Source organism: Streptomyces sp. NBC_00989, from assembly GCF_045162655.1.
Classification (GTDB): domain Bacteria; phylum Actinomycetota; class Actinomycetes; order Streptomycetales; family Streptomycetaceae; genus Streptomyces.
This window is the reverse complement of sequence record NZ_CP108728.1, coordinates 10,368,198-10,380,431: the sequence shown is the minus strand read 5'-3', so window position 1 is coordinate 10,380,431 and position 12,234 is coordinate 10,368,198. Positions and strand designations below refer to the sequence as shown.

Sequence of the window (12,234 nt, the reverse complement as noted above, 5' to 3'; positions counted from 1 at the left end):
CACACCGACGGCCGGCCGATCGGTACCTGTGCCGTGACACCCCAGCTACTTGCGCGTGCACTAGTTGCGCGCTCAATAAATGGCCGGATCGGTGTTACCGTGCGGGTATGGCAGTGAAGTCGGCCGGTGCCCGGCAGCTAGAGGAACAGTGGCGGGACATCCTGTCCGTGCACGCGCGCACGATGTGCGAGATCGACCGCGTACTGCACCCGCACGGCCTGGGCGCGAGCGACTTCGAGGTGCTCGACATGCTCGCGTCCGAGGCACCCCGGGAGGGCGACCAGTGCCGGGTGCAGAACCTGGTCGGACGGGTCCATCTCAGCCAGAGCGCCCTCTCCCGTCTCATCGGACGGCTGGAGAAGGACGGCCTCGTGGAACGCTCCGTCTGCGTCGAGGACCGGCGCGGGGTGTGGGTCGCGCTCACGCGGAAGGGGCGTGATCTCCACACGGAGGTGCTCCCGCTCCAACGGGGCGTCCTGGTGCGGATGTTGGACGATCCCCAGGGTTAATGCCCGTCCGGCAGCTCAGCGCAGCAGATCCCGCACCGCCGCGAACGCCGCCTCCACCGTCGCCGGATCGGCGCCCGGACGGGCCAGCGCGCTCATGGGGATGGGCGTGACGGAGGGCAGGCCGTCGTACGGGGTCAGGCCGTCCGGAGCCGAACCGACCGCCGCGAGCAGCGCGACGCCCTGCCCCGTGCGGGCGATGTCGAGGACCCCGGCGAGATAGCCCGCGTCGCCGACGACCGACGCCGGTACGCCATGCGCGGCGAGGGTCGAGATCGCGCGGCGGCGGATCGCGCACGGGTCCTCGATGGCGACCAGCGGGACGGGTGCGGGCGCGGCCGGTGGCTGCCAGCCGGGGGTGGCGTGCCAGGTGAGCGGGAGGCCGCCGACCGGCGTGCCCTCGGTGGCGGCGGCCTCGGTGACGTACACCGCGACGTCGACGCTCCCGCGTTCCACCGCCTCGACGAGGCGGGCCGAGCGGTCGATGCGGAAGCGGACCCGGCAGCCGGGCCGCACCTCCTGGACGGCCGCCGTCAGCCGTGGCAGGAACTGGTCGGCCGCGTGTTCGGTGGAGCCGATCGTGACGGTGTCGCCGTCCACGTCGAGCAGCGTGCGTACGGCCTCGTCGTGCACGGCGAGGATGCGGCGGGCCTGTTCCAGGAGCAGCCGCCCCTCCGGTGTGAACCGGGTGCCCCGCCCCTCCCGCTCGACGACCGGCCGGCCCAGCGTCTTCTCCAGCCTGCGCACATGCTGGCTGACCGCGGACTGGCTCAGGGCGAGGGCCCGGGCCGCGCGATGGAAGCCGCCGCAGTCGGCTATCGCGGTCAGGCTGCGCAGGGCCACGATGTCGAGGACAGGTTGGGGCATGCCGGTGACGGTAGCCGTTCCACGTATCGATCCGCATCGATCGCGATAACTGATCGATTTCGATGCGGAATCATCGTTGGACGCGATCGGTCGCGGCCGGTCATGATGGGCGCATGCTGCACACGACCGCTTTCGCTGCCCTTCTGACGCAGCGCCGAGTCATCGACTTCGGCGTGGCGTGCAGCGCGCGCTGTCGTTGACCCACCGCTTCTCCGCGGCATCCTTCCCGAGTTCTCGCTGATCACGTCCGCCCTGCGCACTGACACGTGACGGCGGCTCCGGCCTGCTCTCTTCCTCCCCCTTGCTCCGATTCCCCTCCCCTTTCCCCTTGTTGGGACTTTCCCGTCGTTGGGAGCTGTCACCCCATGCCCTCTTCCGCCCTCTCCTCCTGGGACGAACCCGAAGGCCTCGCCGCCCGCGGCACGTTGATCGTGCTGGCCGGGCGGGGCGAACACGGCGGTGTCTACGAGCGCTTCGGCCGCCGGCTCGGCTTCGACGCCTACCGCGTCCGGGCCCTCGGCGACCCGACCGCCGACCCCGCCGTACTGGAGCAGGCCGCCAAGCTGCTCGCCGACGAGTCGCTGCCCGGCCCGAAGGTACTGGTCGGTTCCGACACGGGCGCGCTCCACGCCCTCCAGCTCGCCGCCGAGCAGACCGCGGGCGTCGACGCGCTGATCCTGGCCGGGCTAACCACCGGCGCCTGGACAGCGGGCAGTTGGGAGGAAGAGGCCGCGGCCCGCACCGCCTGCCCGACCCACCAGGGCCGCCTCACCAACGACCCCGCCTTCCGGCGCGGTGCCATCGACGAGACCCCCGACCTGCCTGAACCGCGCCTGGACCTGGTGCGCGTCCCGGTCCTGGCCCTGCACGGCGAGGACGACACGGTCAGCCCGCTCGACCGGGCCCTGAGCGTCTACGACGGCCACCCGGGCGTGCACACCGTCGTCTTCCACGGCGGCCGGCACGACGTCCTCAACGACGCCCTGCACCGCACCGCCGCCGCCACGGTCGTCCTCTTCCTCGAACGGCTCCGGCTGGCCCCCGAGGCACCGGCGACCTCCGAAGTCCGCGAACTGCCCCTGATCGCCGAGGTGTTGACATGAGCGGCCGCGTGACGACCACGGTCCCCGAACTGGCCGAACTCCTCGGCTCCGAGCGGCCCCCCGTGCTGCTCGACGTCCGCTGGGCCCTCGGCGATCCCCACGGCCGCGACCACTACGCGGACGGCCACATCCCCGGCGCGGTCTACGTCGACCTGGACACCGAACTCGCCGCACCGGCGAGCCCCGAGGGCGGCCGGCACCCGCTCCCCGACCTCACCGGACTCCAGGAATCCGCCCGCCGTTGGGGCATCGTCGACGGCCGGCCCGTCGTCGTCTACGACGACCTGGGCAACACGGCCGCCGCCCGCGCCTGGTGGCTGCTGCGGTACGCGGGCGTCACCGAAGTGACCCTGCTGGACGGGGCGTTGGGCGCCTGGCGCACAGCGGGACTGCCGCTGGAGTCCGGCACTCCCGCCGCTCCGACGCCGGGTGACGTCGTACTCCGCGCTGGTGCGCTGCCGGTCACCGATGCCGACGGGGCCGCCGAACTCACCGTGTCTGGGCTGCTGTTGGACGCCCGCGCCGGTGAGCGGTACCGGGGTGAGGTCGAGCCCGTGGACCCGCGTGCGGGGCACATCCCGGGGGCCGTCTCCGCGCCGACCGGGGAGAACCTGGCGGCGGACGGGACCTTCCTCGCGCCCGAGCTGCTGCGCAAGCGCTTCGAGGAGCGGGGGGCCGGGGACGCGGCGCGCATCGGCGTGTACTGCGGGTCCGGGGTCACCGCCGCCCATCAGATCGCGGCGCTGGAGATCGCCGGGTTCGAGGCGACGCTCTTCCCCGGTTCCTGGTCCGCCTGGTCCGCCGACCCCGCGCGGCCGGCCACGAAGGGGGACCGGCCATGACGACGAAACCGCTGGACGCGGCGGTGCTGCCGCAGCAGAAGGAAGTCGCGCCCGCACCGTCCACCCGGGTCACCATCCGCGGTACGGCGAAGGTCGACCGCCGTTTCACCGTGCCCCGTTCGCTGCGCCGCGCCGCGGGACCGGTCGGCCTCGTGCTGCTCTGGTTCCTGACCTCCGCCACCGGGGTGCTACCCGAGTCCGTGCTGGCCTCCCCCGTCGACGTCCTGCGGCAGGCGGTGGACCTGACGAAGAACGGCGAACTCCCCCACGCCATCGCCGCGTCGGGCCGCCGGGCCGCCATCGGGTTCCTCATCGGCGCGGCCGTCGCGCTGACCCTGTCGCTGCTGGCGGGGCTGTTCCGGCTCGGTGAGGACGTCATCGACTCCTCGATGGGCATGTTCCGGGCGATCCCCTGGGTGGGTCTGATCCCGCTGTTCATCGTCTGGTTCGGCATCGAGGAGACCCCGAAGATCGCTCTCGTGGCGCTCGGGGTGACGTATCCGCTGTACTTCAACATCTACGGCGGTATCCGCTCCACCGACTCCCAACTCGTCGAAGCGGCGCGGATGATGGGGCTCGGCCGGCTCGGGCTGATCAAGTACGTGATCCTGCCGAGCGCGCTGCCCGGGGCACTCGTGGGCCTGCGGTACGCGCTGTCCACCGCGTGGCTGGCGCTGGTCTTCGCCGAGCAGGTCAACGCGGACGCGGGGCTCGGCTATCTGATGAGCAACGCCCAGCAGTACTTCCGTACGGACGTCATCGTTCTGTGCCTCGTCGTGTACGCGCTGCTCGGTCTCGCCTGCGACTTCGCCGTACGGATCCTGTCGCGCCGGCTGCTGACCTGGCGGGCCAACTTCGAGGGTGAGGCGTAGACATGGCCAACTCCGTTGAGATACGCGGGCTTTCGCGGGCCTTCGACGGCAACACCGTCCTGCACGACCTCGATCTGGACATCCGTGAGGGCGAGTTCGTGGCCCTGCTCGGGCACAGCGGCTGCGGCAAGTCGACGCTGCTGCGGATCCTCGCCGGGCTCGACGACGAGATCGGCGGCGAGGTGACCGTGCCCGCGCGGCGCAGCGCGGCCTTCCAATCACCGCGGCTGCTGCCCTGGTTGAAGGTATGGCGCAATGTCGTGCTCGGGCTGCCCGGGCGTCCGGACCGGGCGCTCGCCCTCAAGGCGCTCGACGAGGTCGGCATCGCCGAGCGCGCGACCGTCTGGCCCAAGACGCTCTCCGGCGGTCAGGCCCAGCGCGTCTCGCTCGCCCGCGCTCTGGTCCGGGAGCCCGAACTCCTGCTGCTGGACGAGCCGTTCGGCGCGCTGGACGCGCTGACCCGGGGCAAGGTGCAAGCGCTCGTCGCCGAGCTGTGGCGGCTGCACGGGTGCGCGATCCTCCTGGTCACCCATGACGTGGAGGAGGCGCTGCTGCTCGCCGACCGGGTCCTGGTGATGGACGAGGGCCGCATCGCCCACGAGGTGACCGTCGACCTGCCCCGCCCCCGCGACCTGACCACCCCCGAGTTCGTGACCCTGCGCGCCCGCCTCCTGAACTGGCTCGGCGTGACCCGTACCCTGGAAGGAACCCCCTCGTGATCCGCAGAATCGCCGCCGCCACCCTGAGCCTGACCTCCCTGCTGGCGTTGAGCGCCTGCGGCGCCGACTCCTCGGCGGACACCTCCGCCGGCAAGCAGGTCACCCTCACCATCGGCGACCAGGCCAAGACGCTCCAGACGATCATCGCCGCGTCGGACGCGCTCAAGGGCGCCAAGTACAAGGTGAAGTGGGCCGAGTTCCAGGGCGCGGCCCCGCTCTACCAGGCCGTGCAGGCGGACGCCGCCGACACCGGGTTCTCCGCCGATCTGCCCGCCCTCCAGGCGCTCAGCGGCGGGGTCAGGATCAAGAACATCGCCGCTCTCAAGAACGACGGCACGCACGTCGGGATCGTCGTCCGCAAGGACTCCGGGATCGACAGCGTGAAGGACCTCAAGGGCCAGAAGGTCGTGGTGTCCTCGGCGAAGGGCAGCATCTCGGAGTATCTGCTCGCCAACGTGCTGAAGCAGAACGGGCTCAACTACAAGGACGTCAAGGTGCAGTACCTGCTGCCCACCGACGCGCAGGCCGCCTTCGCCTCCGGGAAGGTCAAGATCTGGGCGACGTTCGGCGTCTACCAGGCCGTCGGCCTGGAGCAGGGCGGCAGGCTCCTCGTCGACGGCGGGGACGGCCGGGTCAGCGGCTACGGCTTCGTCAACGCCTCGGAGAAGGCCCTCGCCAACTCGGCGAAGAAGAGCGCCCTTTCGGACTTCCTCCAGCGGCTGAGCACGGCGCTGAAGTGGACCAGTACCCACCAGGACACGTACGCGAAGGCCATCGAGCAGCGCAACGGCGCCGATGCCACGGTCGCGAAGACCCTCGCCTCGGCCGCCTACAGCCAGGTGCTGCCGATCACCTCGGATGTCAACACGACCGTCCAGCAGGTCGCCGACCTCATGAACAGCATCGGGGTCCTCGACCCGAACGTGGACGTGGCCAAGTCCGCGGACACCTCGCTGCTCAAGTGACCACGGACACCGTCCTGCTCAAGTGACCTTCCCGTCTTAGGAGTTCGCTCATGCCCGTCGAGTTCATCAGCGCCGTCCACACCGACTCCGGGGCCTCGGGTCCCGCCGCGTCGAGCCGTACCGGTTTCGACGTCGACCATCTGCGCAAGTACGCCCGCGCGTTGGACGACGGCGGCTTCGACCACACCCTGGTCGCCTACCACTCGGCCTCGCCCGACGCCTTCCAGGTCGCCCAGTTCGTCGCCACCCACACCGAGCGCGTCCGCCCGATCCTCGCGCACCGGCCCGGCGTCATCTTCCCCACGCACGCGGCCCGCGCCCTGGCGACACTGGACCAGATCAGCAACGGCCGGCTGACGCTGCACATCATCTCCGGCGGCAGCGACGAGGAGCAGCGCCGGGAGGGCGACTACCTCAACAAGGCCGAGCGGTACGAGCGTTCGGACGAGTACATCCAGATCCTGCGCAAGGTGTGGGAGGCCGACGGGCCCGTCTCGCACGAGGGCAAGTACTTCACCTTCGAGGGTTACTACTCCGACGTGAAGCCGGTGAACGGGCTGGTCCCGATCTCCGTCGGCGGTTCCTCGCAGGACGCGTACCGGGTGGGCGGCCAGCAGGGCGACATCTTCGGCCTGTGGGGCGAGCCGCTCAAGGAGACGGCCGAGCAGATCGCCGCCGTCAACGCGGTCGCGGACGCCGCCGGGCGCCCGCATCCCCGTATCTGGGTGTCGTTCCGCCCGATCATCGCGCCCACCGAGGAACTCGCCTGGGAGAAGGCCCACCGCACTCTCGGCGTCCTCAAGGACCAGGCCAAGAACACCGAGTTGCTCCGCCACTACCGCACCACCGGCCGCCCGGCGAACGTCGGCTCGCAGCGCCTCCTCGACATCGCCGAGCGCGGCGAGGTCCAGGACCGCTGCCTGTGGACCGCCCCCGCCGTCGCCACGAATGCCGCCGGCGCGTCAACTGCCCTTGTGGGCACGCCCGAGACCGTCGCCCAGGCGCTGCTCGACTACGTCGACATCGGCTGCGACCTGCTGTCGATCCGCGGCTACGACCCGCTCAACGACGCGATCGACTACGCCCGGCACGTGCTGCCGCTGGTCCGCCAGGAACTCGCCCACCGGGCGAGCACCGCACAGGCCGCCTGAACCACCTCCCCTCCCTGATTGCGAACTCCCCTATGGAGACTCCGTGTTGTTCCGCCACTCCCTGCGCGCGTCCGCCGCCGCCCTCGCCCTGCTGCTCCCCTTCGCCGCCGCCTGCGGAGGCAGCGCGAAGGCCGAGTCCTCGTCCGACGTCTCCTCCGTCACCCTGCGGGTCGGCGACACCGGCTGGAAGGTCGGCGAGGCCGTCCTCAAGTACGCCCACCTCGACGACACCCCGTACAAGGTGAAGTGGAGCCTGTTCCAGGGCGGCGACCTGCAACTCCAGGCGATCCGCGCCAGAGCACTGGACCTGGCCTCCTCCAGCGAGATCCCGCCCATCTTCTCGGCGGCCGACGGCAACCCCAACTTCAAGGTCGTGGCCGTCCAGCGCGGCACCACCCTCAACCAGGAAGTCGTGGTCCCCAAAGGTTCCAAGGTGACCGACATCGCCGGCCTGAAGGGCAAGAAGGTCGGTTACGTCCAGAACACCACCGCCCACTACTTCCTCTACGAGCTGCTGAAGCGGGCCGGGTTGACGTGGTCGGACATCGACGCCAAGCCGCTGCTCCCCAACGACGGCCTCGCGGCCCTGAACGGCGGCTCCATCGACGCCTTCGCCTCCTACGGCACGTCGGTCATCACCGCCCACCAGCAGGGCGCGACGACGGTCGGCTCGGGCGCGGACATCCTCTCCGGCAACTTCCTCTGGTCCGCCCGCGACAGCGTCCTCAAGAGCCCCGCCCAACGGGCCGCCGCCGCCGACCTGATCGCCCGGATCACCAAGGCGTACGCCTACGTCCGCGACGGTCACGAGGACGGCTTCGCGAAGGTCACCGCCGACGCCACCCACCAGCCGCTCGCCCAGGCCAAGTCGGACCTGGTCGCCGCGCAGAGGCAACGGCCCACGCAGGCCCGGACGGTCGGCGCCGACACGATCGCCTCCCAGCAGAAGGTGGCCGATGCCTTCACCGAACTCGGCGCGCTCAAGAAGCACTTGGACGTGAAGTCCTTCTGGACCACCGCACTCAACTCCGACCTGAAGAAGGCCCTGTGACCGCCCGCATCGCCGAACTGGCCGCCGGCTACGACCAGTCGGGCGCCTTCCCCGCCGACTCCCTCCGCATCGCCCACGAGGCCGGACTCCTCACCGCGACCATCGGCGAGTCCTACGGCGGCCGGGGCGCCCGGGTCGAGGAGAGCGCGCGCATCCTCCACCGGATCGGCCAGGGCGACCCGTCGGTGGCCCTGATCGCCGCGATGACCCTCAACACGCACGCCCGACAGGCCGTACAGCCGCACTGGCCCGAGGAGCTGTACGCACGTGTGGTCAAGGAGTCCTTCGAACGGCCGGTGCTCGTCAACCACGCACGCGTGGAACCCGAGTTGGGCTCTCCCGCACGCGGCGGCCTCCCTTCCACGGTCGCCCGGCGCACCCCGGACGGCTGGTCGCTGAGCGGCACCAAGCGCTTCGTGACCGGCGCGGAGGGCCTGGACTGGTTCCTGGTGTGGGCCACCACCGACGAACCGGAGCCGCGCGTCGGCACCTTCCTGGTACCGGGCGGCTCCCCCGGCATCGAGATCACCGGCCGCTGGGACCAGTTGGGGCTGCGGGCCAGCGGCAGCCACGACGTGACGTTCCAGGACGTGGAGATCCCGTACGAACACGTCATCGGCATCGGCCCGTACGGCGCGTCGGCCGAGCAGGACAACCGGGCGGGCGCCGCACTCCATCTCCCCCTCGCAGCCCTCTACTTGGGGGTGGCACGGGCGGCCCAGTCCTTCTTCCACACGTTCGCCCACGCACGCGTGCCCGCCAACCTCGGTCATCCGGTGGCCCGTACGGAGCGCTTCCGCAGGGTCGCCGGGGAGATCGAGGTACTGCTCGCCGCCGCCGAGCAGCTGGTGTTCGACGGGGCGGCCCGGGTGGACACCGGCGACTCCTCGTACACCCCCGAACAAGCCTTGGGGGCACGGGTGTTGGCCGACCGGCACGGCGTGCGGGCGGTGGAGCTGGCCGTACGGCTGCTCGGCAATCCCGGGCTCGCGCGGGGCAATCCGCTGGAGCGGCACTTCCGGGACATCCAGTGCGCGCCCGTGCACGCACCCCAGGAGGACATCTCCCTGCTCGCGATCGGAACGAAGGCGTTGAATCCGTAACCCGCCTTATGACGGACCCCATGTCGGCACGCACAGTGAAGGTACGGAACCGGTGACCACAGCTCCCCCCACCACCCCCACCGCCGCCGCCCGGCTGCTCGGTCTGCTCGCCCGGGATCTGCCGCCCGACCAACTGGCCACGGATCCACGCACGTTGCGCGGGTACACCACGGACCGTTCGGGCACCCGGCCGGACGGTGTCCCGCTCGCCGTGGTGCACGCGCGGCGCACCGAGGACGTGACCGTCACGCTCCGGCACGCGAACGCGCTGGGCGTGCCGGTGGTTCCGCGCGGTGCGGGCACCGGTCTGTCGGGCGGTGCGTCGGCCGGTGAGGGCGTGCTCGTCCTCGACCTGTCCGGCATGAACCGCATCCTCGAACTGTCGGCCGACGACCAGCTCGCCGTGGTCGAACCGGGCGTGATCACCGCCGAGTTGGACCGGGCGGCGGGTGAGCACGGGCTGCGGTACGCGCCCGATCCCGCGAGTGCGGCGATCTCGACGATCGGCGGGAACATCGCGACCAACGCGGGCGGGCTGCGGTGCGCGAAGTACGGGGTGACGCGGGACAGCGTGCTCGGTCTGGAGGCCGTCCTCGCCGACGGGACGGTGGTCACGACCGGCCGCCGTACCGTCAAAGGGGTCACCGGTTACGACCTCACCGCGCTGCTGACCGGCTCCGAGGGCACCCTCGCCGTCATCACCTCGGCGACGCTGCGGCTACGACCGGTACCGGTGGCGACCGCGACGCTGGCCGCCTACTTCGACTCGTTCGAGGCGGCGGCCGAGGCGTCGTACGCGATCGGGCGGGCCGGGGTCGTGCCGGCGCTCGCGGAGCTGCTCGACGGGCCGGTGCTGCGGGCCGTCGATCCGGCGCTGGGCAAGCGCGGGACGGCGCTGCTGCTGGTGCAGTGCGACGGGGCGGGGGCGGCCATCGAGGCGGAGCAGGTCGCGCGGGTGCTGGCGCCGACGGCCACGAGCGTGGAGACCACCGCGAACCCGGTCGAGGCGGAGTCCCTGCTCGCGGCCCGCCGGCTCGCCCTGCCCGCGCTGGAGCGGCTGGGCCGGCCGCTGATCGAGGACATCGCCGTGCCCCGCTCGCGGCTCGCGGAGGCGGTCCGCGAGATCCGCGCCATCTCCGCCCGCCACGACGTGCCGGTCTACACGCTCGCGCATGCCGCGGACGGCAACCTCCATCCGATCATCGTGGTCGATCCGGCCCTGGACCGGCTGCCGGACGCGGCCTGGGAGGCGGCCGGCGAGATCTTCGCGCTCGCGCTGCGGCTCGGCGGGACACTGACCGGCGAGCACGGTGTGGGGGTGCTGAAGCGGCAGTGGGTGGCGGACGAACTCGGGCCCACCGCCCACGCGTTGCAGCGCCGGCTGAAGGAGGCGTTCGACCCCCGGGGCATCCTCAACCCCGGCAAGACCCTGTGAGGCACCCCGGACCGGATACCGCCGAACGGGTGAGGCCGAGTGATCCGGGGGTGGTGCGGGAGCACGTGCGTTTGGCATGTGCCTCGACCGCCGTCCGAAGTCATCACTCGTCGTGACCGGCAACGGGTAGCTCTACGCACGGAATGTGACGGACGGCGGTCGTCCCGTCACCCGTGCGACAGGAGAGAAGGCACCATGTCGGTCGACACCGGTACCGCGCCCGAGGCGGGCGCCGCGGAGCGGGAACAGCAGAGCCTCGGTACCTCCGCGGCACGCACTCTGGCGACCACGACCAAGTCCGAACCCCAGATGCAGGGCATCAGTTCACGCTGGCTGACCCGCATGCTGCCCTGGGTGAACGTGCCAGGCGGCACCTACCGCGTCAACCGCCGCCTCTCGTACACGCGGGGCGACGGCCGGGTGACGTTCGTCCAGACCGGCGCACAAGTGCGGGTCGTCCCGGCCGAGTTGGGCGAACTCCCGCTGCTGCGCGGCTTCACGGACCCCGACGCGCTCGGCGCACTGGCCGGGCGGTTCGAGCAACGGGAGTTCGCACCGGGCCAGTTGATCGTCGAGGAGGGCCGCCCCGCCGACCAGGTGTACCTGATCGCGCACGGCAAGGTGGAGCAGCTCGGGGAGGGCCCCTACGGCGACGAGGCGGTCACCGGTCTGCTCGCCGACGGCGACACCTTCGGCGGCCAGGCGCTGGCCGACCCCGACGGCAGCTGGGAGTTCACGGCCCGCGCGGCGACGGCCACCACGGTGCTGGCACTGCCGCACTCGGCGTACCAGGCCGTCGCGGAACGGCACCCGGAGCTGGGCGCGCACGTCGAGTCGGCCGGCTCGGACGAGCACGGCCCGGTCAACCCCTTCGGCGAGGCGGCGATCAACCTCAGCGCCGGACACGTCGGCGAGCCCGACCTGCCGGGCACGTTCGTGGACTACGACCTGGCCCCGCGCGAGTACGAACTCAGCGTCGCCCAGACCGTGTTGAAGGTGCACAGCCGCGTCACCGACCTCTACAACCAGCCGATGAACCAGACCCAGCAGCAACTCCGGCTCACCGTCGAGGCCTTGCGCGAGCGGCAGGAGAACGAGCTGGTCAACAACCGGGACTTCGGGCTGCTGCACAACGCCGACTACGACCAGCGGATCTCCACCCACTCCGGACCGCCGACCCCCGACGACCTCGATGAACTCCTCAGCATGCGGCGCGACACCCGCTACCTGTTCGCCCATCCGCGGGCCATCGCCGCGTTCGGCCGCGAGTGCAACAAGCGGGGCGTCTATTTCAGCGGCATCGACGTCGGCGGCCACCATCTGCCCGCCTGGCGCGGGGTGCCGCTGCTGCCGTGCGGCAAGATCCCGGTCAGCGCGTCCCGTACGTCGTCGATCATCGCGATGCGCACCGGCGAGGCCGACCAGGGCGTGATCGGCCTGTTCCAGACGGGCATCCCGGACGAGCTCGAACCGGGCCTCAACGTACGGTTCATGGGCATCAACGAGCAGGCGATCATCTCCTACCTGGTGAGCACCTACTTCTCGGCGGCGGTCCTGGTGCCGGACGCGATCGGCATCCTGGAGAACGTCGAGATCTCCCGCCGGGACGGCAACTGACCC

12 protein-coding genes are annotated in these 12,234 nt (G+C 71.3%); 11 read left to right on the top strand and 1 reads right to left on the bottom strand.

Annotated elements, in window-relative coordinates:
• The first annotated feature begins 107 nt into the window (after nt 1-107).
• Nucleotides 108-509 carry a MarR family winged helix-turn-helix transcriptional regulator gene (locus OG714_RS46715; protein ID WP_406130399.1) on the top strand — a complete coding sequence of 134 codons (402 nt, stop codon included), beginning with the start codon at nt 108-110 and terminating at the stop codon, nt 507-509.
• Between the two features lie 15 nt (nt 510-524).
• Here OG714_RS46715 and OG714_RS46710 read toward each other — a convergent pair whose 3' ends face one another.
• Nucleotides 525-1,373 carry a LysR family transcriptional regulator gene (locus tag OG714_RS46710; protein ID WP_406130397.1) on the bottom strand — a complete coding sequence of 283 codons (849 nt, stop codon included), beginning with the start codon at nt 1,371-1,373 and terminating at the stop codon, nt 525-527.
• A gap of 365 nt (nt 1,374-1,738) precedes the next feature.
• Here OG714_RS46710 and OG714_RS46705 point away from each other — a divergent pair, with 365 nt between their 5' ends.
• The 10 genes from OG714_RS46705 to OG714_RS46660 all read left to right on the top strand — a co-directional run bounded on the left by OG714_RS46705 (nt 1,739) and on the right by OG714_RS46660 (nt 12,231).
• The gene (locus tag OG714_RS46705) at nt 1,739-2,476 is read left to right on the top strand and encodes an alpha/beta hydrolase (protein ID WP_406130395.1); all 738 of its coding nucleotides are present in this window, start codon (nt 1,739-1,741) and stop codon (nt 2,474-2,476) included.
• On the top strand, nt 2,473-3,318 hold the full coding sequence (locus OG714_RS46700) for a sulfurtransferase (protein ID WP_406130393.1): 846 nt from the start codon (nt 2,473-2,475) through the stop codon (nt 3,316-3,318). The genes OG714_RS46705 and OG714_RS46700 overlap by 4 nt, the downstream gene beginning before the upstream one ends.
• Entirely contained in the window at nt 3,315-4,190 is an 876-nt protein-coding gene (locus OG714_RS46695; RefSeq protein WP_406130392.1) for an ABC transporter permease, read from the top strand. Before OG714_RS46700 ends, OG714_RS46695 begins: the two co-directional genes overlap by 4 nt.
• A 2-nt stretch (nt 4,191-4,192) precedes the next feature.
• Nucleotides 4,193-4,909 carry an ABC transporter ATP-binding protein gene (locus OG714_RS46690; protein ID WP_406130390.1) on the top strand — a complete coding sequence of 239 codons (717 nt, stop codon included), beginning with the start codon at nt 4,193-4,195 and terminating at the stop codon, nt 4,907-4,909.
• The gene (locus OG714_RS46685; protein ID WP_406130389.1) at nt 4,906-5,874 is read left to right on the top strand and encodes an ABC transporter substrate-binding protein; all 969 of its coding nucleotides are present in this window, start codon (nt 4,906-4,908) and stop codon (nt 5,872-5,874) included. The genes OG714_RS46690 and OG714_RS46685 overlap by 4 nt, the downstream gene beginning before the upstream one ends.
• Nucleotides 5,875-5,924: 50 nt before the next feature.
• On the top strand, nt 5,925-7,025 hold the full coding sequence (locus OG714_RS46680; protein WP_406130387.1) for an LLM class flavin-dependent oxidoreductase: 1,101 nt from the start codon (nt 5,925-5,927) through the stop codon (nt 7,023-7,025).
• Between the two features lie 43 nt (nt 7,026-7,068).
• Nucleotides 7,069-8,076: an ABC transporter substrate-binding protein gene (locus OG714_RS46675; protein ID WP_406130386.1), complete on the top strand. Its 1,008-nt coding sequence runs from the start codon at nt 7,069-7,071 to the stop codon at nt 8,074-8,076.
• Nucleotides 8,073-9,179, top strand: coding sequence for an acyl-CoA dehydrogenase family protein (locus tag OG714_RS46670; RefSeq protein WP_406130384.1), 1,107 nt, complete (start codon nt 8,073-8,075; stop codon nt 9,177-9,179). The genes OG714_RS46675 and OG714_RS46670 overlap by 4 nt, the downstream gene beginning before the upstream one ends.
• Before the next feature lie 52 nt (nt 9,180-9,231).
• The gene (locus OG714_RS46665; RefSeq protein ID WP_406130382.1) at nt 9,232-10,614 is read left to right on the top strand and encodes an FAD-binding oxidoreductase; all 1,383 of its coding nucleotides are present in this window, start codon (nt 9,232-9,234) and stop codon (nt 10,612-10,614) included.
• Nucleotides 10,615-10,809: 195 nt separating this feature from the next.
• The gene (locus tag OG714_RS46660) at nt 10,810-12,231 is read left to right on the top strand and encodes a family 2B encapsulin nanocompartment shell protein (protein WP_406130381.1); all 1,422 of its coding nucleotides are present in this window, start codon (nt 10,810-10,812) and stop codon (nt 12,229-12,231) included.
• Nucleotides 12,232-12,234 lie beyond the last annotated feature (3 nt).